The following is a 20,472-nucleotide window of genomic DNA, read 5'->3' on the forward strand; positions in this document are numbered from 1 at the left end:
TAGATTCACCCAATGTTCCAACAAATGGATCTCTTCGCGAAGGTAGCCGCGGTGCCAGTTCCCAGGTCCGCGCCTGCAGCACCACCAAGCCAGGCAGTGGCCATCGAGCGGATCGCGGCGCACTCGCGGCGACCTCGGTACGCCTTCATGGTGTTGCATCTGATCGCCGAGATTGCGCGGTCGGATGGTAGCGCAGGGCCGTATGTCGATACGCCGGGTGAACGAGTATCCATCCGCGACTGGCTGTGTGATGCATTGCTGCCTCTGGCGCACCGCGATCAGCGCCGGCAAGCCGTCATCGCCAAGGTCCGCGAGCAGTTGAAGTCGGACGGCAAACTGCCCGAAGACGCGGCAGCCGCGGACGCCACGATCGAGCAGGCGACACGCGATCATGTGCGCAAGTCCGGTCGCTGCAACGTGAGCACCGCCGTTTCCGATCTGGTGCGAGCCGGTCTGCTGAGGCGGCATTATCAAGGCTTTCGGGTGGATCACCACAATCGTGGCGCGCAACGGGAGGCAGTCTACACACTGACCGCAGAGGCCAGCGCGATCCTGCAGGGACGTGGCGGCCTTCCTGCCTAGATATCGATCAGCTTAGTTGATTCGACGGGAAATCATGGCGAGACGGCTAATTTTCGCGTGTTTGACGTCGCCGTGGAACCCCCCGGTGTGGCCGCAGAATTCTCGTTTAGCTTATGAGATACGGGGATTAAAAGGCTGACGAATTGGAATAATCTGGCGCTACAAAACCGCGTTCGGTTCGACAAAGAAGTGTCCGCCTTTTTCAGCCCCCGCATAATCCTTGACTTGGTGAGTAGTTATGGCATTTGCGAGATTAATTCGCAGATGCGGCATAACGGTCATCCGGTGCCGCTTTGCGGACCAGCCCAATTTGAAGTGGATTTTCACCATGAAGCATCTGATTCTCACCGCCGCTGTCTTCTCGCTGAGCACTGCCGCCGTCGCCGCTGAAGTGCCTGCTTCCTCGCCCACCGCGACCGCTGCCGCCACCGCAGTCATCAAGCCGCGCGTGCTGGTTAAGACCTCCAACGGCGGCCGCGTGGGTTCGATCGATCGCGTGATCAACGATGCATCGGGCCAGCCCGCATCGGTACAGATCATCTATCGTGGTCGCTTCGTGATGATCCCGGCTTCGACGCTCACGCCTTCCGAGAAGGTCCTGGTGACCAGCTTGACCACGGCAGACGTCAACAAGCTCTGATTGGGCAGCCCGGAACAAGACTTCCGGGCGCCAACAGATCGCCGCAGGGCGAGATTATACGAAAGCCCGCCAGCGTTACGCTTGGCGGGCTTTTCACATTTGAGCGGTCCAACACTCGACCGGCGGGCGATAGCTCGTCCAGCCAGTCGACGGGATCGCGACGCCTGAAATGGTGGCAAAGTGGAGCCGGGACGAACTATGCCGGTGTTCCTTCTAGGCGCCGCTTGATCAGCCGAACCCGAAGCCGCCTATATCATATACGATCGACGTGCGCGCGGCGGGCCGCGCGCAGGCGCTGATCAATTGCCGGTCAGTGTGGGTTTGCGGCCTTCCCGACCAGCCGCTATAATCTCGTTGCGATCGGTTGAAGTGGAATACAACGCTTGGCCGGTCATTTCCTCACGCAGCACCGTATTCCAATCCGCCTCCAGCGAGCGGCGATAGTGGCGCTTGGCCAAGCCGATTGCACGGGTGGGCTGATCGGCAAGTTTGCGCGCCAAATCCATCGCTGTCTCTTCTAAGTCTTCTCGCTCAACCAGGCGATTGATAAGGCCCCAGTTGCTCAATGTCTCAGCTGTGACGGCATCGCCCAGAAGCGCAATCTCGTTCAAGCGGTGGAATGGAATGATGCGCGGCAAGTAGAATGCATCGCCCGCGTGGGGGATCATGCCGCGCTTGATGAAGACGTGGGTCCAGCGGCTCCCCTTGGCCGCCACGACCATATCGGCCAGCAACGCCAGCAGCCAACCCACACCCGCCACAGTACCTTGCACCGCACTGACTACGGGCCTTTCCAGCTCCCACATTGCCTTGAACATTTCGATATGGGGCGTGGAAGTGAAACGGTAGTCGATGGGATTGTTGGCAAGTGGCGGCGGGTTCTTGCCCGCAGCACCACCCAGACAGAAATCGCGATCACCGCTGCTGCGGATCAGGATCGAGCGCACGTCTTGCCGGGTATTGGCCTCTTTGAAGAAACGGGTGTACTCGGCCGCAAGGTCGTTTGGGATGGAGTTGCGCATCGAGGGCGTATCCAGCGTCAAGATGGCGATGCCGTCCTTGACTTCGATCTTCAGGCCTTCATCGTCCGAGTTTTCAGTCATGGGTGTTCCTGCGTGATATTGCGAGAGGAAATGAGTGGCGCACGTCCTTCCAGCATTGCTGGAAACATTCAATCCAGTAGCCTCCAATTCATCATAGGCGTGATCCCACGGGCGAGGACGGATGGTTCCGCGAGCACCGACGATGCGATTAAAGGCCGGCATCCAGCTTGCGCATAATTTCACGTCGACGGCGTTGCGCTTCGAAACGGGCGCGCTCCGGATCGCCATCGAGAATGGCCGAGATGATCCCGCGGCGCTCACGCCGCCAGCGCTGCTTACCCTCAGAGCCACCATACAACGGGCCGCGTGGATATTCCGCATAGTGGTGGACCGCCATGCGGGAAAGCAATTCCATCAACGGACGGTCTACCATGAGGTAAAGGATGTCCAACATGCTTTGATCGAACGCGCCGCGTTGCGCGGGCGTGTTGCGATCGTCTAGCGTCTTGATCAAACTCGTCAGTTCTCGACGCGCCTTTTCGTCCGGCGTGCGCGCGGCAGCGGCCATCAGCTCGCAATCCAGAAGCGTGATGATGTCAATCGCCTCTGGATAGTCCGAGTGGTGAAGCGAGAGGAATCCCGAGATTGCCCGGCTCAAACCTTCCGCGCCGGGGCGGGTGCCGTAATAGCCACCGCCCGGTCCACGACGGACTTGAAGGAATCCTTCATGCTCTAGAACACGAGCCGCCTGCTGCACGGTCACGACACCCACGCCCAGGATTTTCGCCAGATCGGGCAAAGAACCGATCTGCGCCTCCGGCGGCTGAGCCACAATCATCTCGCGCAGTTTCGCGACCGCCCCATTGACCAGGCTTTCGCGGGAAGTGCGTTTTTGAACGCTCATCGATACCTTTCATCTCGTTCGACCAGGCTCATAGCCGTATTTTTGCGTTGGGGCACCGCTCGATCACAAGTTCCTATAATGTGCGTGTTATTAGATCAGTTTCCGCCATCGCATCCGTGAATGGGTGGTAATGGCAAAAATACCAGTGCATTTAATCTCTTCATTGGATTATGACGTTCCCCGAAATGACTCGACGCAAGGGTCGTAGTTTTCTGACGGGGAGGGGTGAATGCCCTTGAAAATCGGAGTTCTAAAGGAATTGGCACCGGGTGAGCATCGTGTCGCGATGGCTCCCGCAGCAGCCACGCGGTTTGCCAAGCTGGGGATCGACATCGCGGTAGAAAGCGGTGCCGGTTTGTCCGCGGGCTTCGACGATGCCGCTTACGCTGCGCAAGGCGTTATCATCGCCGACCGAAAGACCGTGATCAGCCAGTCTGACATCATCCTGGCCGCCCGCCCGCCCGCTCCGGATGCGCTAGCCGGCATCAAGGCCGGCACCAGGATCATTGGCGGCCTGGCTCCTTATGCCGATCCTCAGCGCTTGTCCGCGTACGCTGAACGCGGCATCGAGGCGATGGCCCTGGAATTACTGCCGCGCATCACCCGAGCGCAATCGATGGACATCCTTTCCAGCCAGGCGAACCTCGCCGGGTATCATGCCGTGGTGCGCGCCGCGACGGAGCTTAACCGCTGCCTGCCGATGATGACGACCGCCGCAGGTTCCATCCCCGCCGCCAAGGCTTTCGTGATGGGCGTGGGTGTCGCCGGGCTGCAGGCGATCGCCACCGCACGTCGGCTTGGTGCGATCGTTTCCGCCACTGACGTTCGCCCCGAAGTGCGCGAGCAGATTCAATCTCTGGGCGCCAAGGCCATTTTCGAAGACGTGCGCGAAGGCGACGAAATCACCAAGGCGGCGGGCGGCTATGCCGGCGAGATGAGCCCGGCCTACCTTGAGCGCCAGGCTGCGCTTGTCTCTGGTCATATCGCGACGCAGGACATCGTCGTCACCACGGCGCTGATCCCCGGCCGGCCTGCACCCCGACTTGTCAGCGATGCGCAGATTGCCACGATGAAGAAGGGCAGCGTCATCGTCGATCTGGCCGCAGAGAACGGCGGCAATGTCGAAGGCGTTATCTTGGGCGAGGTCGTGGAACGGCATGGCGTGCTGATCATCGGCCTGGCCGATGGCGCATCGCGCCTGGCGGCGGACGCTTCAAACCTGTTCGCGCGCAACTGCTACAACTTCATCGAGGCATTCTGGAACAAGGCGGACAAGGTGCTGGCAATGCCGACCGATGATCCGCTGGTGGAAGCCGTCACCCTGACGCGTGAGGGACGCATCGTCCATTCGCGCTTCGCCCAGGTGGAAGCCGCCTGATCTGATCTCCGGGGGGAACATAACCATGACCGCTCTCAATCCCGATTATGTCTTCGTTTTCATTCTGGCGGCTTTTCTTGGCCTGCAACTGATCAAAAAGGTTTCGCCGCTGCTACACTCGCCGTTGATGAGCCTGACCAATGCGATCGCGGCGGTGGTGATCGTCGGGGCGATCCACATCACGGGTGAGGAGGGCGCCACGCCCCTCGCCAAGACGCTGGGCACGATCGCCGTGTTCTGCGCCACGGTGAACCTGGTGTCTGGCTTCATGATCACGGACCGCATGCTCAAGATGTTCAAGCGGAAGGAGGGCTGATCTGATGGACATGTTCGTTCCCTTCGCCGCCATCGCGGCCTCCGCACTCTTCATCCTCTCCCTGATGTGGATGAGCCACCCGTCCACCGCGCGCCGGGGTGTGCGCGCCGGTGAAGCGGGTATGGCGATCGCCATCATCGGTGCCCTGATCCACCATGATATCGTCAGCTATGACCTGATCGTGCTGGCGATGGTCGCCGGTGCGGCTGTCGGTATCCCGATGGCGTTGCTCATGCCGATGACGGCGATCCCGCAGCGGACAGCGATCAGCCATGCTTTCGGCGCTCTGGCCGTCGGCCTGATCGGCGCGGCCGAGTACTACAAGCATGCGCAGCCCCAGTTCGCCGGCACGTTCGTGATGGGCGCGCTGATGTTCGAGATGATCCTGGGCTTCCTGACCTGCACCGCATCGGTCGTGGCCTTTGCCAAACTTCAGGGCCTGCTTCCTTCCAAGGCCGTGGTCTTTCCCGGGCAGAGGATCGTCAACGGGGCAGTTGCCCTCACCGGCATCGCTATCGCCGTGATGCTGACGATGGATCCCACGCAGACCTGGCTGTTCCCCATCTTCGTCGCCATCGCCTTGCTCTTCGGCGTTCTGCTGGTCATCCCGATCGGCGGTGCGGACATGCCCACCGTCATCGCACTGCTCAACAGCTATGCCGGCCTTGCCGCATCGGCGATGGGCTTTGCACTGGGTAACAAGCTGCTGATCGTGGCGGGTGCGCTGGATGGCGCCTCGGGCTTCATCCTGGCCTTGATCATGTGCAAGGCGATGAACCGCAGCTTTGCTAACGTCATGTTCGGCGGCTTCGGAGCGGTGGCGGCGGGTGCTGTGAGCGGCAAGGACGATCGTGTCGTCCGCTCCGCCTCCGCCGAGGAAGCGGCGCTGCAGATGGAGAACGCCAGCACCGTCGTGATCATCCCTGGATACGGCATGGCGGTCAGCCAGGCCCAGCATAAAGTCAGCGAACTTTATCAGGCACTCACCAAAAAGGGTGTGGATGTGAAGTTCGCAATCCACCCCGTGGCTGGCCGCATGCCGGGCCATATGAATGTCCTGCTGGCAGAAGCTAATGTACCTTATGAGCAGCTGGTGGAGCTGGATGACGTCAATCCTGATATGCCGCAGACCGACGTGGCTCTGATCATCGGCGCGAACGATACGATCAATCCGGCTGCGCGCGATGACCCCAGCAGCGGCATTGCCGGCATGCCCATCATCGAGGCTGACCGCGCTCGCTCGGTGTTCGTCATCAAGCGGTCGATGAGCGCCGGTTTCGCAGGTGTCGACAACCCCATCTACTTCAACGCCAATACGCAGATGTTGTTTGGGGACGCGAAAGAGATGGTGGGTGCCATCGCGAAGGAACTGTCCGGCGGTGGCAGCGGCATGGGGCACTGAGGTATTGAATGGGTCGGCGCTCATAACGCCGGCCCATCGTGCAACAGCACCAGCGTGATATCTCGTCCGGCTCTTGCCTTGGGTCGTTATGACACGCATCGCCAAGTTGAAATATTGAGAGTGGGAAGATCATGACCTTGGTAAAGGAAGATCAGCAGTTGTCACCCATTGCGCCTTTGCTTCAGCCTCTGACCATCAGGGGCATGACCATCCCGAACCGCCTGGTGATGGCGCCGATGACTCGCAGCTTCTGCCCGGACAATCTGCCGGGCGACGACGTGGTCGGCTATTACCAGCGGCGCGGCGAAGGTGGCACTGGCCTGATCGTGACAGAAGCGATCGGCACCGATCATCCGGCCGCGGTTGGCGATACCGGCCTTGGCGAAATGAACCTGCCCCTTTTCGCCGGGCAGGATACCGTGGATGCCTGGGCGCGAGTTGTGCGCGCGGTGCATCCTACCGGCGCGAAGATCATCCCACAGCTGTGGCATCAGGGACCGATGCGGATGCCCAATGCGGAGGCGCCGGCTTTCTCACCTTCGGGCCATTATGGTGATCCTGAGAAGGCGGCTGACTATTATATCGAAAAGGCCAAGCTCATCGCCGCCACCGACATGCCGGTGCCCAGCGATGAAGAAATTGCCGATGTCGTGGAAGGGTTCGGCCGTGCCGCCGCTCAGGCCATGGCCGCCGGGTTCGACGGGCTCGCGCTGCATGGCGCGCATGGCTACCTGATCGACAGTTTCCTTTGGGAAGAGACCAATCGCCGTACGGGCCGGTGGGGCGGTGATCGTTCCCAGCGAACGTCTTTCGCCGTCGAAGTTATAAAGGCGTGCCGTCGCGCGATCGGTGAGGATAAGCCGCTGATCTTCCGCTTCTCGCAATGGAAGCAACAGGATTTCCGCGCGCGTCTGGCCGAAACCCCGCAGGAATTGGAAGAGATCCTGGGTCCTCTTGCCGATGCGGGCGTCGATCTTCTGGAAGCCAGCGTCCGCTACTTCAACACTCCGGCGTTTCCGAAGGAGTCCGACCTGTCGCTGGCGGGCTGGGCCAAGAAGCTCACCGGCAAGCTGACCGGCGCTGTTGGTGGAATCGGCTTTAGCAAGGGCATGTACGATACGATGTCGTCCAGCAGCGATGGCGCGAATAACCTGCCATTGGTTCTGGAGCGGTTCGAGGCGGGGGAATTCGATATTGTTTCGGTCGGTCGGGCCCTGCTGCATGATCCGTATTGGGTGCGTAAGGCGCGTTTGGGTGAACCTTTGCCCGCCTTTAATCCTCTCTCCCTTACTTGCCTGACTTGATAAATGGCCTGAGGCTTGAAAGCCGTTTACCGTGGCCTCCATGCCGGGGCATCAATGGCGGGGCGATTAGCGTGCGAATAAGGACGGGCTAAGCCGCCGATAGCGCGACAGTTTGTCCGTCCGGGGCGCGATAAGAGCACGTGCATGATGTCTTTGCGGGCGCATTGCCGCGCAACCTTTGCGACACTAACCTCGTCGGAAACACGCGCATTCCTTGCGCGGCGACGATCAGGAGAGCCTTGGTGATCGAAACCATATCGCCGGACTTGTGGGAAGAGACCCGTTCTCTCCGCCCGATCGTCGAAGCTGCACGTGATGAAGCCGAGACATTGCGCCGACTACCCGACAGCGTAGGCCAAGCTTTTACCGACCGCGATATTTACCGCCTGCTCCTGCCCGAGGATCTGGGGGGCAGGGGCCTTTCGCCACTTTGCGTCTTCGATTTGATCGAGGAAGTTTCCACTTACGACGGCTCGGTCGGTTGGAACTACGCGATCGGCACCAACGGCGGCTCGATGGCAGGGGTCATGGATCAGGACCTGGCGCAGGAATTGTTCGCTGATGCTGAAGTTGCAACCGCCGGATCAGGCCCGCCGCAAGGGCGAGCGATCGCGGTTGAAGGCGGCTATCGGGTAAGCGGGAAGTTCGCGTGGGCCAGCGGCGTGCATCAGGCCAAGTGGGTGATGGGCGGCTGCTTCGTGTTCGATGGCGCTGACATGCGCAAAGGCCCCGGCGGCGTGCCCGTGGTGCGACACGTGCTGGTTCCGGCCTCGGACATCACGATCCTGGACAGCTGGAAAACCGGTGGCATGCGGGGCACCGGCAGCACCGAGTTCCGGCTCGACGATGTGTTCGTGCCGGAACAGCGCGCCTTCATGATGTTCGGCGCGGCGCCACAGCATGAATCGCCGCTGTACCGCTTGCCCACCAGCTATTTCGGGTTTGGACTGACGGCGGTTCCACTGGGTATCGCGCGGGCCACGATCGCCGCTTTACGGGATCTGGCCGCAAAGAAGACGCCGCCGCCGCCGCGCCATGGCCTTTCTCATCAGCCGTTCACGCAATATGTCGTCGCCAAGGCCGACGCGATGGTTGAGGCCGCGCGGCTCGGTGTCCGCGATGCTTTTGAGCGACTGTGGCGCGAAGTGCGCGATGAGGGCGAGGCAAGCATGGAAGCGCGCGCGCGGCTTCGGCGGGCTAGTGTCCATGCCGTGGAAACCAGTGTAGAGGCGGTGCAAATGTGCTACCGCGCGGCAGGCGGAACCGCGCTGTTCAGCGACCAACCATTCGAACGCGCCCTGCGTGATGTCAATGCCGCCGCCGGGCACATCGTGTTTCAGCGTGCAATGATGGAAGACGCCGGGCGCGTGGCGATGGGCCTGCCGCCACTGCTGCCAATGTTCTGACGGCCTATTGCCACGGCATACCCGCTAGCGATACGACCACCCGAGGACACGCTACATATCGCGTTGTTATTCTTCAAGTGACGATTTGATCGTTGCCGGCGACCAGGCCGAGGGGGCAATCACAAAGAAGTCAAGATCACGAAGCATCCCGTCGCTGCACGCAAGGCCAATGCGTTCTGTTGTCTACCCGTTTCAATTCTCATGCCGTTGCGCTACACATCTTGACGGTTCTAGTAAGGCGCGCGATCGAATAGTAGTCCAGCACTCTACCGCGAGGCCCGTGAAAGCATTTGGCGCGGTAAATGGCCAAGTACCACCGACACCAAAAAAGAGGTGATCTCTGATCACCGAACCGGCGTGTTTCCATCTGCAGGCATCAGACAATCAAACACGCGAAGCCGAAAGAATTCTCGCTTCGAACGTTGAATGTTCGAGGCGGCTACAGCCGGTCATGCCTTCAGGAAAAGCCGAGACTGCCTTTCCCTGAAGGCATTACAACACAACGAAAAGGCCTCTTCGCCTCCTCCTTGTGACCAACCTCGAAGCAAAACGAAGAGCTTTGCGCCAGTTGATCCGGCCTCAATAGCCCGGCCAACGCCCGATCGAGGCGGCCGTCCGTGTGGCCATGGCTTCCTGGCGTTGCTGGGGATTGACTCGCCGAGCATGGGGTAGGCGGTCGGCGATTTGGGTGAGGGCCACCTTTTCCACCTGCGGAGCATCGTTCACCACACCATCGTACCAGCGCATCTGGCACAAGCCGATGGGTGTGCCGATCGGGTCCAGCCAATTGGCGATGCCCGGATCGCGCAAGCTAAGTACCAGACGGACTTTGCCGTCCGCATCGATTTCCGCCTGGTGGGCGTTCAGTCCGCTCTGGTGGTAGCTGAAATCCATCGTCATCCACCACATATCAACGTTCTGGAACGACCAGTAGCGCGCCTCGGGGGGCGTCCACGTGATCAGCAGAGCTTCGTCTTCCGAGGCGAGATCCCACACCATGCCGCCGTACCCGGCGCGCGGCGAAGCGCCATGATCGGACGAGGGCGCCCCCTGGACAAGGCCAAAGGCATTGTCACCGCCCGCTAGCTTGCGGTTCATGTTGGCATAGCCGATCGCCCGCGCGACGGTGCGTTCCAGCAATTTACCAGATCGCAGCAAACGCGTGTGTGTTTCGGCCATGGAAAGGACCATGGAATCGGGCGCGGGATCGAGGCATTCGATGTGGATTTCCGTCGCGCGCTCGTTCGCCCAATCAAGATAGACATCGCGCAACTGGCCCCAGATGGCGGGCTCATTGGCATCCAAGGGAAGCCAGTCACCCGATGCAGGACGGGTGGCGGATGCAATGAATTCGAAGCTTCCATCCGGCTGCGCCGTCAGCGTATCGAAATCGAGATTTCCCAGCCCGCGCATATCGGCTTCGCGTTCGAAGTAGCCGTTGAACAATTGCAGATCGGTCAGCCGCGTGGTGCCGCGCTTGCCCCTGATCCGATACGTCCGCCGGCCGTCGAGCATCACCCAGGCATAGACCATGTCCGAGGATGGGCCGCCCCACGGCGCTTCGTAGGGGCTCCACACCGTCTGGCGGTAAAACGCCGGGTAATCCGCGCGATAGAGCACATGGAAGTGGTGGCAGCCCGCCTGCATGGCGGCCAAGGCATACTCGGCCTGATCCGCAATCCGCTGGTGGCGGGCTTCCGGGCGCGCCAACATGCGATCACGCGCCTTTGCGACAAGGGCGTTGTACTCGATCCAGGGGTTCGCTGCTTCGGTCATGCGCGGTTCCTTGAGGAATTCAGGGTGTCGATCACGCGGCGAACTTGGGATCAGGACTGAGTCCAAAGCGCGCGTAGTAGCCTTGGAAGCGATCCCGCAGGCGGGGAATATCTATGCCGAAGTCCGCCGGGCCATAGTCGACCGGCGCGCGCTCCTTACCCTCGTTGGCATCGAGGTAGCGCTGCATTTCCGCGCGGGTTTCGTCCGTCAGGTCGAGCCGGGCTGCGGTGAGCACGCGTTCGGCCAGCGCCACCGGCTCGCGCATCAGGTCGGCAAAGGGCACGGTGACGAAGCGGGCATCCACAAAGGGTAGGTCGCGATCGCGGATATAGCTTTGGACAAGGCGGCTCACGATTGCTTCGCTGGCCACGCCCGCCGCCAGCGGATCCGGGCGTTCGGTCCGCAAGCGCTGCCCGTAGCAGCACAAGTTCGCGAGGCTGGAGGCGGCAGTCAGGGGATCGCGGACCGTCTCCACGACGACCGCATCGGGAAACGCTTCCAGCAGCGGCACAAGCTGCTCCATATGTTGCGGGGCCTTGAGAAGAAAACGCCGCCGGCCACCGCGCATCCATTGCAGCGTCTGCAGGACTTGCCGGAAGAAGCGATAGCCCGCCCGATGATCGGCCTTCGCGAACCAGCTGGCGAAACCAGGCACCATGTAGACCCACTCGTACACCGTGGTGGCGAAGGCTGGACCCAGCAGGTAGATCTCCTCTTCCGGATCTTCCGCGCCTAGCTGGTGCAGGGCCAGCAACCCCGGCGCGGTACGGCGCAGGCCCTCAACGTTCGCCTCGGCCTGTGCGATCAGCGGGGCATCCTCAGGCGGACGGATCGCCGGGTCGTGCGCGGGGAGCGGTGCCAGATTCTCCCAGAAGGGGATGGGCCGGAGCCGTTCATCCGCTGCGAGCAGCTGCTGCAGAAACGTCGTGCCCGAGCGCGGCAGACCGACGATGATGATCGGTGCTTCGATCGGCTCGTCCAGTATCTCGGGCTGCCGCTTCCAGAGGTCGACGAAGCGCAAGCGCTGCACAAGATGATCGAGGATTTGCCCATGAAGGTTGCGACGTCCGACCGGGCTGAGGTCCAGTTCGTTTTGGATCGACGCGCACAATTGGTCGAGCGCTTCACGAAAGTAGTCGTCGCCGAAGTCATCAAGACCGGTGGCTTCTCGGGCGGCTTCCAGAAGACGCTGCGGTTCGAAGGGCCATCGCGCTTCGGCGGTATCTCGCAGCCTCTCGTTCGCGGCAGTCAGACTTTCTGGTACCTCGGGGCGGGCAAGCGCCTGTCCGACTGGCGTCAAGGCATCAAATTCAGCGCGTGTTGTTTTCAACATTCCCGATCTCCGTTGAAAGCCATTCTGGGCGACCTATGCGGCGCGGGGCAAGCCGCAGCAGAAGTATCGCAAGGGCGAAGGATCGTCCGATGAATAGAAATGCTCATTGCTTGGCCGCATCAATGGTAGGTTCGCCATGCCAGTTCAGTGGCGGCGGAGGCCGGACAGGCCCAATCAATTGCGGCCCCGATGCTTCGGCTAGTCCCTCGCCGGGTAGGACTTCATCAGCTTTCGCAACGGGATTTCGCATTGGCGATGTCACTCGCTCGACGGTATCGCGCGCGTCCTGTACCATTCCAGCCGAAGACACGTGCCGAAGCGTGAATAACAAAAGGATGTGCGATGCGGACCGTAGACCCTACCACCCCGGAAGCGATGGCAGATCGACCCCGCTTTCATGGTGACTTGCGCGACAACTCCCCCGTGGCGCAATCCGCTGATGGCCAATACTACTACGTTGCGGGCTATGATAACGTTCGCCAGGTGCTGGAAGATCACAGCCACTTTTCCAAGAATTGGGGCAGTCAGCTGGCGCCCATGGAGCATCTGGTCGCGCTGAACCAGGATCCGCCCGATTTCAACGACTTTAAACGGCTCTACAACTCTTACATGTCGCCTGCGGGAGTGAAGCGCTGGTCCGCGGACTGCGCGCGGATCGCGGAGGAGGTGATCGATGACTTTGAATCGCTTGGCTCGGGCGATCTCCAGGCGCTTTTCGGTAAGCCCGTACCTGCCAAGGTAACCGCTCGCGCCCTGGGCTTTCCGGAAGATCGCGTCGACATGTATCGCCGGTGGACCGACAGTTTTCTCGACGCGATGATCCGCGCGCCGGACGTGCAAAAGCAGGTCATGGATGAGATGTATGCCTTTTTCGACGAACAATTCGAGCTGAAGCGCCAGCAGTTGCGCGATGCTGGAATTGAAACACCCGGTCGCGAGCATGTCGGAACGGTGATCGATGATAGCCTGACATCCCTGCTCCTTACATCGCAGTATCGGGGGCGCTACCTGACCGACGAGGAGGTGCGGCGGACCATTCGGGGGTTCTTCATCGGCGGCGTCGATACGACGGGCGCACTAATGCTGAACACGTTGCAGCACCTGCTGAAACGCCCGGAATTGTGGGAGCAGGTGAAGGCAAACCCCGATCTGGTGGATGCCGCTATCGAGGAGACGCTTCGTATCGACCCGCCCGCGATGGGCATGTTCAGAGGCGTGGTGAAGGATGTGGAAATGGCTGGGGAGGTGATTCCCAAGGACGGCCGAGTGCTGTTTTCCGTCCTCAGCGCCAATCGCGACCCAAATGTCTTTAAAGACCCGGACAGCTTCCGTCTCGATCGCAAGGACGGCAACCGCCATATCGCTTTTGGCACCGGCGCCCATTTCTGCCCCGGAGCGTGGACCGCACGCATGGAAGCGGCGATCGCGCTGCGGATCTTCATCCGTCGCCTGCCCAAGCTGCGGCTGAACGGGCCGGTGGAATACTTCCCCACCATCAACTTCCTGATCGTCCGCCACTTCCCCGCCGCCTGGGATTGAACCGCGGGGATTAGGATAAGCCGCTCCGGTCGGGGTGTTCATCCCGACGGGCGGATGAATGCGGCCATCCACCTTGAGCAGGTAACTGGGTCAGAGCTGCTCTGGCATCTTTTCCTTGGCGCGAAGCCGCGTCTTGGAGCCGAGCCAAAGCGCATCTGTCAGATGATCGGCCAGCGCATAGCCGTAATCGGATGGATCGATGAGAAAGTGCCAAACAATTCGATGGCGAGACCCATTGTTGGTTTTCCATCCGCCGATCGAGCAACATCGGCGACGCCCATCTCGACGCTAATTCCTAAAGCGCGCAAATCAATCGCCGCCTTTCTAGCGGTCTATCACTGCGCCTTAAGCGATCGGCTACTTCACATACCGGATGGTCTGGCCGCCATCTGCGGCAATAGTCTGACCGTTGACATAGCCGCCGGCATCGCTGGCCAGCATCAGCACGACGCCGGCAATCTCGTCCGGTTCCCCCATCCGCCCCACGGTGGACCGCGCCATCTCCCGCGCAAACTCTTCCGGGTCATCAATCAGGCCCTGCGCCATGTCGGTCTTGACCAGACCGGGGGAGACAGTGTTCGCACGGATGCCGGATGGGCCATGCTCTACCGCGATGTTGCGGGTGTATTGCATCGCCAGGTTCTTGCTGAGGGTATAGCTGTGATACGCACCCGTGCCGAAGTGCGCGGCGATCGTGCCGATGTTGATGATCCGACCCCACCCGCGCGCGGTCATCCCCGGCAGCAACCGCTGAGATAGCCGGTGCAACGCGCGAAAGTTGCCCGCGATCGTCTTTTCCAGAACCGCGTCCGTCATCTCGGCGCTGGGGCCGAAGTGGATATGCAGGCCCGCGTTGGCGACCAGGATATCGATCGGGCCGAACGCGGCTTCCCCCGCTTCGACCAGCGCTTGCAGTTCGTCCTCTCGAGTGATGTTGACCGTCACCGCGATGGCCCGGCCCCCGTCGCGCGCGTTGATGGCATCCACCGTTTCCTGCGCCGCCTCGATCTTGCGACCCGAGACGATGACGTTGGCGCCATGCTGCGCCAGGCGTTCGGAAATGGCGCGTCCGATACCCCGGCTGCCACCCGTTACCAGCGCTGTGCGTCCCGATAGATCGAACAGAGTGCTTGCGAATTTGGAAGTTTGGGTCATGCTTCGTCCTCGTCCTCGTCCTGTCTCAGCCGTAGCCAAGGCTGCGCCCGTCGGGGCCCGCCAGTTCGATATCCGGCATTCGCTCGACAAACAGCCGCAGCACAATAGAAACTTCCATATGCGAGAGCGGTGCGCCCGGACAACTGTGCTACCCGGCGCCGAACGCCAGATGACCGGTGAAACAGGCGCCTTTTCGCGCCGCCTGCCATATCTCGAAAAAGGATCAGCCAGTTCAGCAGGCGAGGTGGGGGCGGTGGGGTCGTAAGGGCAGGCCCGGTCATATCGGTCACGGCTGATTTCGCTTCTGCTTGTCGATTAGATCCTGCACGATCCTGCCGTGATCAGGCCCTTGCGTCTGGTCGAACTGTCGCGCCAGCTGCTGCTCCAGTACGCTGGACATCATCGCCTTCGAATAGGAATTCAGGACGGCGGTCGTCGGCCTGACGCGTGCGTTCGCGCTTGATGGGGAGGGCCTTGGCATCAAGACCAATGCGATCTGCCCCTTGGGAATGTCCCGCTTGTTCGAGGGCTTTTCCACCGACGAAATCTTCAACCGTTGGTTCGAGGACAATGCGCGGCCAGAGGCTGTGGCGCCGATGGTAGCCTACCTTGCCCATGCTGATTGTGCCCCCAGTAAGCGCGTGTTCTCAACCGGGCTGGGCCATGTCAGCGAGATTTTCACCGGATTGACCAAGGGCTGGCATCAAGCCGGTCACACGCCGGAGGACATCCGCGATCAATTCACCCTGATCGAGGATCGCAGCGGATACACGGTGCCGATGTCCGCGTTGGAATCCACAGGTGCGATGTTTCGTGACGCACCACTGCCCACTTCGCGCTGATTTTCCCAGCTATTCCTGTTTCAGCTATTCACAAGGCGAGCAATTTACATGACCGCAAACCTAATTCTCGTAACCGGTGCCACTGGCGCGCAGGGCGGAGCCACTGTCGACGCACTGCTGGACGCAGGCTTCAAGGTGAGGGCGATGTCGCGCAACCCGGACAGCCAGGCCGCGCGTGACCTGGCGGGTCGCGGCGTAGACGTGGTTCAAGGCGACTTTGACGATAAGGAAAGCCTGGCGGCCGCGATGAGCGGCGTGACTGGGGTCTTCTCCGTACAGATGCCCCCGATGCCCGATGACCTCGAAAGCGAACTTCGCACGGGCCGCCAACTGGTCGAGGCGGCGCGGGTCGCGGGGGTGCAGACGTTCGTGCATACGTCCGTGGCGCGTGCGGGTGATCAGGCCAACTTCGTGGGTTGGGACACCAATCGGTGGTGGCCCGATTACTGGAACAGCAAGTCGGGTGTGAACGACATCGTGCGCAGCGCCGGCTTCCCCTTCTGGGTGGTATTGAAGCCCGCCTTCATGATGGACAACTTCATCCCGCCCAAAGTGACATGGATGTTCCCATCGCTGATCAAGGGCTCCGTTGATACGGCGATGTCGGCAGATACCCGGCTCGATCTGATCGCGGCCGCCGATATCGGGCGTTTCGCCGCAGCCGCCTTTGCCGATCCGGCGCGTTTCAATGGCCAGGAGATCGATCTTGCGGCGGAATCGCTGACCATGGCTGAAGTGGCGGCCGTGATCGCGGACGTGACCGGCCGGCCAGTGCGGAGCAGCAGTCTCTCCGGCAAGGAAGCCGTGGCCGCCGGTAATCATGCCGGTCTGGTGGAAAGCCAGAAGTGGGCTAGTGTCGAAGGCTACAAGGTCGATCTGGCCAAGGCCCGCAGCCATGGCATCAAGTTGGAAAGCTTTGCCGATTGGGCCAAGCGGCACGATAAGGCCTTCCAGGTCAAATTGGCCTGAACGGAGTGGAAACGACCTGCGATGTCTGAGGCCGATGAAACGACCGATCCCAATGACCGCCAGTTTGTGAAGGCGTTGGCGCGCGGCTTGGACGTGCTGCGCTGTTTCGATCGTCCCCACGCGGTTCTCAACGTGGCGGAGATTGCCCGGCGGTTGGGCATGAGCCAGCCCACCGCCTGGCGTCTGTGCTACACGCTCTTGAAATGCGGCTTCCTAGTGCGCTCGAGCACTGGTCGTGGCCTCAGCATCGGTGCACCGGCCATCACCCTGGGTTACATCGCGGCCCAGGGGCAGAACGCCCGCAGCGTCGCCATGCCTTATCTGCGCAGTATCGTGGATGATATCGGCACAAGCGCCACCCTCAGCTTGCGCGCCGATGACGAGATGATCTGGATGGAGCAGATCGACGGCGACATGATCGTACGCGACCACGCGATCGGGTGGAGAGCGCCGCTGGACACCGTCGCTGCCGGCCTGGCGGTTCTCGCGGCTCTGCCAGAACAGGAACGCGAGATGGCGATGGCCCGAATGGCCTTAGCCGATCCTGAGCGTTTGGAGCGCCACCGTGATCGCGTCGCACAAGCCGTGGCCAGCCTTGCCGACAACGGCCACGTGGAACTGACGGGCGGCTTTGGCGGACGCTACGCCTCTGTAGCCGTGCCGCTTTTCCCCACCGGCACCGCCCCGTCCGAGCAATGGTGCCTCGTATGCGGGGGGATAATGGGCGCATGGAGTGAGAACGGCCTGGGCCATGTGGCGCAGCGCCTCGTCGCAACGCGGGCGCTGCTGGCCCCGGCGATGGCGGCGCTGGAAGCGCAATCTGCAAGCCCCGATAGCTTACGCGCCTAGCGCCGTACCTGGCTCAACAACTCCGCCGCGCGCTCCGCGATCGCGATCGTCGCCGCGTTGGTGTTGCCGGACACCAGCGAGGGCATGACCGAAGCATCGACGACGCGCAGACCTTCTATCCCGCGCACCCTTAGCTGGGGATCCAACACGGCATCGGCACCACCCATGCGGCATGTGCCTGCCGCATGATACCCGATGCCGGATGTTGCCCGGATCAAGGCCTCCCACTCGGCATCGTCGCGCGGGGTTTCGGCCGGAAAATTGTCCGCCACAACGTGCGATGCCAGCGGCTCGGTACGGAACAGGCGATCCAGGAATTTTCCGAAGGCGATCAGCCGGCGCACGTCTCGTTCATCACCCAGCAGGCGATGGTCGATGATCGGGGCGGCGTGCGGATCGCTACTGGCGAGCCGGATTTCACCGCGACTATCGGGCCGCATGCAGTTGCCGCCGATGGTAATTCCGGGCTGCTTGTGCATCTGCGGCTTGCCCTTTTCAAACCCGATCGCCAGCGGGATGAAACTAACGGCGATGTCGGCTTCGGGCAGTTCGGGAGAAGACCGCAGGCCTGCCATGACCTGCACCGCCGCAGATGACATCGGTCCATCCTTCTTCGCCAGCCAGCGTAGAAGGTTCTTGCCGATCGTCCAGGGGCCGAACGGGCTGTTGTACGTAGGAACATCCACCAGCTTGCTATACGTCAGCCCGCAGTGGTCCTGCAGATTCTGGCCAACGGGCAGATCGGCCACCACCGGAATGCCCAGCGCTGAAAGGGCCTGTGCCGGGCCGATTCCGGATCGCATCAGGATCGCCGGAGAATTCAACGCGCCGGCACAGACCAGTGTCGTGCGTGCCATGATGTCGCTCGCCACACCTCCGCGGATCACGCGCAGGCCGGTCGCACGGCCTTCACTGATCAGCACTTTGTCCACCGTGGTTTCGGTCATGATCGTCAGGTTCGGCCGCTTGCGAGCCTCTGCCAGATATGTCACCGCCGTGCTGGAGCGACGCCCGCCAGGGGCCGTCGTCAAATTTTCATAGACGCCATATTGATCGCCATCGCAGTACTCCTCGCGATGGGGCACGCCATTGTTCACGAAAGCGCCGATCACCGCGTCGACGAGCTCATGCCGCGCGTTCTGGTGGCCGACTTTCAGGGGACCATGGCTGCCATGCCATTGCGAGGGCGCGCCCTGGTAGTTCTCGGCCTTCAGGAAGTAAGGCAGCATCTCCGGCCAGCCCCAGCCGTCGGCACCGGCTTCAACCCAGCGGGTGTAATCATCCCGATTACCCCGGACATAGACCATGCCGTTGATGCTGCTGGACCCGCCCAGCATCTTGCCACCAGACCAGTTGATACGCCGACCCCCGATGCTGGGATCAGGCTCGGCCAGTATTGACCAGTCAAAGATCTTGTTTCCCATCATGGCGTAAGAGCCCGCAGGCATCGTCACGAAAAGATTGCGCGACCGATCTTTTCCCGCCTCGACCAGGATGACCTTCACATCGGGATTTTCGGTAAGTCGGGTCGCCAGGACGGCACCCGCGCTGCCGGAGCCGGCGATCACGTAATCTACCATTTCACCCATCCTCACCAATCGGTATAAGAAAATCGCCTTATCTCGCGCTGCGATATTCCCGACATCGTCTTGAGGCGCAAGGGGTTGCGTCCGCTGCCGGATCACAGCGACGGCAGTTTCCATGATGTCGCACTGGCGATACCAGTATTCACATGTGCATATTACGCATTGTCGGCGCTGCGATCAGTCGTTAGCCTCATTGGCAACGATAATTATGGGATACCGGGGATGAGGCGCAACGACGCTGGCCGACCTGCAGGCGCAGGTCCGGCGGAGCGACGAGTGGTGCAAGCCATTCGCTTACTGCGGGCAAAGGCCAGCGATGCACAGGATATGTGCCGCTTGGGTGACGAGCATCAGTTATCGGCAGAATTCGGCGTTTGCCGCAGCACTATGCGCTCTGCGGTCAGAGAACTTGAGCGACAAGGCGTCATCCGCGTCGTGCGGGGTCGATTGGGCGGCCTTTATGGCGGCGGGAGGCCATCGGCAGAGGCCACCCAGAAGCTGGTGGACCATCTTACTCTGGCAGAACTGCCAACGCTGGATGTCGCGAAGTTCGCGATGGCGCTGTACCGTTTGGGCATCCGGGAAGCTACGCGCAGAATAAGCCCTGAGGGACGCCAGCGCCTGGCACACGACATCCAGAAAATGTCAGCGATGGACAAAGGCAACTGGAGCTTGGAGGCTTGGCAAATCTTCCGGACAGATCTTGTCAGCCTGGCGGGCGGGGCCGCTCTATCATTTCTTCACTCCGCCTATCACGGGGCTTATCACAACGCGATGATGTCCGAACTTCATCTTGTCGATATCCGAGGCAACCCGATCTCCGATCGTGACGAGGTGATGTGGGAACTCGAGCTGTGTGTCGCCCAGGCCGTTCTCGCCGGCGATGTTAGCAGCGCGGATCGCGCCGCATGCGACTGCACGGATCAAGAAGCCGAATACGTAAAGATGACGCTGGCGGACGGCATGCTTTCGCAGACCTTGCGGCCCCATACTTTATTTCGGCCCTCCGCCAACGCCCCGGCTTCCGCCATGAAGTTGGCCCATCATGTGCTGCGCGCGCTGCATCAGCGGATCAGCGAGCCGGACGTTTACCCCGGCCATTATCTTGGCACTATTGCAGCGCTAGCCGCATCTTATGGCGTCAGTATCGACGTGATGCGGGACACCGTGCTCCTGGCCGATCAACAAAAGCTGATCGAACTGCGTCGGGGGCGGCACGGCGGCGTCTATGTTTCCCGCACCCGACAAAGCGAGGCGACGATGGAGGTAGCCCAGCACCTGGCGGCGCTGTCCGCCGATGACGAGTTGATGGCCTTGCTGACCCAGCTTGAAGAGATCACCCCGCATGAAATGGCAGGACACATTGCCTTGGACATCCTGCGTCAAGCGATCGCCGAGCTAAGCACCCAGCCTAACTTGTACCACTAAAGCCTTATCGTCCAGGCCGC

General features: G+C 61.3%; 21 protein-coding genes. 13 read left to right on the plus strand and 8 right to left on the minus strand.

Annotated elements, in window-relative coordinates; genetic code table 11:
- Window positions 1–147: 147 nt before the first annotated feature.
- A complete protein-coding gene (locus GGR39_RS09925; protein ID WP_343055851.1) occupies window positions 148–582 on the plus strand; it encodes a hypothetical protein in 435 nt (144 codons plus the stop codon).
- Window positions 583–910: 328 nt separating this feature from the next.
- The gene (locus GGR39_RS09930; RefSeq protein ID WP_183616982.1) at window positions 911–1,222 is read left to right on the plus strand and encodes a hypothetical protein; all 312 of its coding nucleotides are present in this window, start codon (window positions 911–913) and stop codon (window positions 1,220–1,222) included.
- Between the two features lie 299 nt (window positions 1,223–1,521).
- Here GGR39_RS09930 and GGR39_RS09935 read toward each other — a convergent pair whose 3' ends face one another.
- Both GGR39_RS09935 and GGR39_RS09940 read right to left on the minus strand, forming a co-directional pair.
- Window positions 1,522–2,553: an enoyl-CoA hydratase/isomerase family protein gene (locus GGR39_RS09935; protein ID WP_183616983.1), complete on the minus strand. Its 1,032-nt coding sequence runs from the start codon at window positions 2,551–2,553 to the stop codon at window positions 1,522–1,524.
- Window positions 2,474–3,169, minus strand: a complete 696-nt coding sequence (locus tag GGR39_RS09940) for a FadR/GntR family transcriptional regulator (RefSeq protein WP_058736646.1) — start codon at window positions 3,167–3,169, stop codon at window positions 2,474–2,476. The genes GGR39_RS09935 and GGR39_RS09940 overlap by 80 nt, the downstream gene beginning before the upstream one ends.
- Window positions 3,170–3,404: 235 nt before the next feature.
- Between GGR39_RS09940 and GGR39_RS09945 the strand changes: the two genes are divergently transcribed.
- The 5 genes from GGR39_RS09945 to GGR39_RS17465 all read left to right on the plus strand — a co-directional run bounded on the left by GGR39_RS09945 (window position 3,405) and on the right by GGR39_RS17465 (window position 8,975).
- A complete protein-coding gene (locus GGR39_RS09945; RefSeq protein ID WP_183617117.1) occupies window positions 3,405–4,547 on the plus strand; it encodes a Re/Si-specific NAD(P)(+) transhydrogenase subunit alpha in 1,143 nt (380 codons plus the stop codon).
- Window positions 4,548–4,572: 25 nt separating this feature from the next.
- Window positions 4,573–4,863 carry an NAD(P) transhydrogenase subunit alpha part 2 gene (locus GGR39_RS09950; protein WP_058736647.1) on the plus strand — a complete coding sequence of 97 codons (291 nt, stop codon included), beginning with the start codon at window positions 4,573–4,575 and terminating at the stop codon, window positions 4,861–4,863.
- Between the two features lie 4 nt (window positions 4,864–4,867).
- Window positions 4,868–6,265, plus strand: coding sequence for an NAD(P)(+) transhydrogenase (Re/Si-specific) subunit beta (locus GGR39_RS09955; RefSeq protein ID WP_183616984.1), 1,398 nt, complete (start codon window positions 4,868–4,870; stop codon window positions 6,263–6,265).
- A gap of 131 nt (window positions 6,266–6,396) precedes the next feature.
- Window positions 6,397–7,569: an oxidoreductase gene (locus GGR39_RS09960; RefSeq protein ID WP_183616985.1), complete on the plus strand. Its 1,173-nt coding sequence runs from the start codon at window positions 6,397–6,399 to the stop codon at window positions 7,567–7,569.
- A gap of 242 nt (window positions 7,570–7,811) precedes the next feature.
- Entirely contained in the window at window positions 7,812–8,975 is a 1,164-nt protein-coding gene (locus GGR39_RS17465; protein ID WP_183616986.1) for an acyl-CoA dehydrogenase family protein, read from the plus strand.
- Between the two features lie 579 nt (window positions 8,976–9,554).
- Here the strand turns inward: GGR39_RS17465 and GGR39_RS09970 are convergent.
- Window positions 9,555–10,751, minus strand: coding sequence for a DUF1214 domain-containing protein (locus GGR39_RS09970; protein ID WP_183616987.1), 1,197 nt, complete (start codon window positions 10,749–10,751; stop codon window positions 9,555–9,557).
- 31 nt (window positions 10,752–10,782) lie between these two features.
- Window positions 10,783–11,781, minus strand: a complete 999-nt coding sequence (locus GGR39_RS09975) for a sulfotransferase (RefSeq protein ID WP_183616988.1) — start codon at window positions 11,779–11,781, stop codon at window positions 10,783–10,785.
- A gap of 3 nt (window positions 11,782–11,784) precedes the next feature.
- On the opposite strand from GGR39_RS09975, the gene GGR39_RS09980 reads away from it, so the two are divergent.
- On the plus strand, window positions 11,785–12,177 hold the full coding sequence (locus GGR39_RS09980; RefSeq protein WP_183616989.1) for a hypothetical protein: 393 nt from the start codon (window positions 11,785–11,787) through the stop codon (window positions 12,175–12,177).
- A 249-nt stretch (window positions 12,178–12,426) separates the two neighbouring features.
- A complete protein-coding gene (locus GGR39_RS09985) occupies window positions 12,427–13,623 on the plus strand; it encodes a cytochrome P450 (RefSeq protein ID WP_183616990.1) in 1,197 nt (398 codons plus the stop codon).
- Between the two features lie 158 nt (window positions 13,624–13,781).
- On the opposite strand, the gene GGR39_RS17390 is transcribed toward GGR39_RS09985, so the two are convergent.
- The 3 genes from GGR39_RS17390 to GGR39_RS09995 all read right to left on the minus strand — a co-directional run bounded on the left by GGR39_RS17390 (window position 13,782) and on the right by GGR39_RS09995 (window position 15,316).
- Window positions 13,782–13,904 carry a hypothetical protein gene (locus tag GGR39_RS17390; protein WP_281374475.1) on the minus strand — a complete coding sequence of 41 codons (123 nt, stop codon included), beginning with the start codon at window positions 13,902–13,904 and terminating at the stop codon, window positions 13,782–13,784.
- Between the two features lie 76 nt (window positions 13,905–13,980).
- Window positions 13,981–14,778 carry an SDR family NAD(P)-dependent oxidoreductase gene (locus tag GGR39_RS09990; protein ID WP_058736654.1) on the minus strand — a complete coding sequence of 266 codons (798 nt, stop codon included), beginning with the start codon at window positions 14,776–14,778 and terminating at the stop codon, window positions 13,981–13,983.
- Window positions 14,779–15,064: 286 nt separating this feature from the next.
- Window positions 15,065–15,316, minus strand: a complete 252-nt coding sequence (locus GGR39_RS09995; RefSeq protein ID WP_221226068.1) for a hypothetical protein — start codon at window positions 15,314–15,316, stop codon at window positions 15,065–15,067.
- Here GGR39_RS09995 and GGR39_RS10000 point away from each other — a divergent pair.
- The 3 genes from GGR39_RS10000 to GGR39_RS10010 are packed head-to-tail and all read left to right on the plus strand — an operon-like array spanning window position 15,297 to window position 17,438.
- The gene (locus GGR39_RS10000) at window positions 15,297–15,620 is read left to right on the plus strand and encodes a hypothetical protein (protein ID WP_221226069.1); all 324 of its coding nucleotides are present in this window, start codon (window positions 15,297–15,299) and stop codon (window positions 15,618–15,620) included. The genes GGR39_RS09995 and GGR39_RS10000 overlap by 20 nt on opposite strands.
- Before the next feature lie 48 nt (window positions 15,621–15,668).
- Window positions 15,669–16,589 (plus strand): NmrA/HSCARG family protein, encoded by a 921-nt coding sequence (locus GGR39_RS10005; protein WP_183616993.1) that lies wholly within the window; start codon window positions 15,669–15,671, stop codon window positions 16,587–16,589.
- Window positions 16,590–16,610: 21 nt separating this feature from the next.
- Window positions 16,611–17,438 (plus strand): IclR family transcriptional regulator, encoded by an 828-nt coding sequence (locus GGR39_RS10010; protein WP_183616994.1) that lies wholly within the window; start codon window positions 16,611–16,613, stop codon window positions 17,436–17,438.
- Here the strand turns inward: GGR39_RS10010 and GGR39_RS10015 are convergent.
- Window positions 17,435–19,018: a GMC family oxidoreductase gene (locus tag GGR39_RS10015; protein WP_221226070.1), complete on the minus strand. Its 1,584-nt coding sequence runs from the start codon at window positions 19,016–19,018 to the stop codon at window positions 17,435–17,437. The genes GGR39_RS10010 and GGR39_RS10015 overlap by 4 nt on opposite strands.
- Window positions 19,019–19,246: 228 nt before the next feature.
- On the opposite strand from GGR39_RS10015, the gene GGR39_RS10020 reads away from it, so the two are divergent.
- Entirely contained in the window at window positions 19,247–20,452 is a 1,206-nt protein-coding gene (locus GGR39_RS10020; protein ID WP_183616996.1) for a helix-turn-helix domain-containing protein, read from the plus strand.
- Window positions 20,453–20,472 lie beyond the last annotated feature (20 nt).

Source organism: Novosphingobium fluoreni (genome assembly GCF_014196615.1).
Classification (GTDB): Bacteria; Pseudomonadota; Alphaproteobacteria; order Sphingomonadales; family Sphingomonadaceae; genus Novosphingobium; species Novosphingobium fluoreni.

What these genes read in the sequence shown, in the direction of transcription:
- GGR39_RS09925 (WP_343055851.1), top strand. Translation starts at nt 148, where the DNA reads ATGGTGTTGCATCTGATCGCCGAGATTGCGCGGTCGGATGGTAGCGCA.
- GGR39_RS09930 (WP_183616982.1), top strand. Translation starts at nt 911, where the DNA reads ATGAAGCATCTGATTCTCACCGCCGCTGTCTTCTCGCTGAGCACTGCC.
- GGR39_RS09935 (WP_183616983.1), bottom strand. Translation starts at nt 2,553, where the DNA reads ATGGCGATCCGGAGCGCGCCCGTTTCGAAGCGCAACGCCGTCGACGTG.
- GGR39_RS09940 (WP_058736646.1), bottom strand. Translation starts at nt 3,169, where the DNA reads ATGAGCGTTCAAAAACGCACTTCCCGCGAAAGCCTGGTCAATGGGGCG.
- GGR39_RS09950 (WP_058736647.1), top strand. Translation starts at nt 4,573, where the DNA reads ATGACCGCTCTCAATCCCGATTATGTCTTCGTTTTCATTCTGGCGGCT.
- GGR39_RS09955 (WP_183616984.1), top strand. Translation starts at nt 4,868, where the DNA reads ATGGACATGTTCGTTCCCTTCGCCGCCATCGCGGCCTCCGCACTCTTC.
- GGR39_RS09960 (WP_183616985.1), top strand. Translation starts at nt 6,397, where the DNA reads ATGACCTTGGTAAAGGAAGATCAGCAGTTGTCACCCATTGCGCCTTTG.
- GGR39_RS09970 (WP_183616987.1), bottom strand. Translation starts at nt 10,751, where the DNA reads ATGACCGAAGCAGCGAACCCCTGGATCGAGTACAACGCCCTTGTCGCA.
- GGR39_RS09980 (WP_183616989.1), top strand. Translation starts at nt 11,785, where the DNA reads ATGATCGAGGATTTGCCCATGAAGGTTGCGACGTCCGACCGGGCTGAG.
- GGR39_RS09985 (WP_183616990.1), top strand. Translation starts at nt 12,427, where the DNA reads ATGCGGACCGTAGACCCTACCACCCCGGAAGCGATGGCAGATCGACCC.
- GGR39_RS17390 (WP_281374475.1), bottom strand. Translation starts at nt 13,904, where the DNA reads ATGGGCGTCGCCGATGTTGCTCGATCGGCGGATGGAAAACCAACAATG.
- GGR39_RS09990 (WP_058736654.1), bottom strand. Translation starts at nt 14,778, where the DNA reads ATGACCCAAACTTCCAAATTCGCAAGCACTCTGTTCGATCTATCGGGA.
- GGR39_RS10005 (WP_183616993.1), top strand. Translation starts at nt 15,669, where the DNA reads ATGACCGCAAACCTAATTCTCGTAACCGGTGCCACTGGCGCGCAGGGC.
- GGR39_RS10010 (WP_183616994.1), top strand. Translation starts at nt 16,611, where the DNA reads ATGTCTGAGGCCGATGAAACGACCGATCCCAATGACCGCCAGTTTGTG.
- GGR39_RS10015 (WP_221226070.1), bottom strand. Translation starts at nt 19,018, where the DNA reads ATGGTAGATTACGTGATCGCCGGCTCCGGCAGCGCGGGTGCCGTCCTG.
- GGR39_RS10020 (WP_183616996.1), top strand. Translation starts at nt 19,247, where the DNA reads ATGAGGCGCAACGACGCTGGCCGACCTGCAGGCGCAGGTCCGGCGGAG.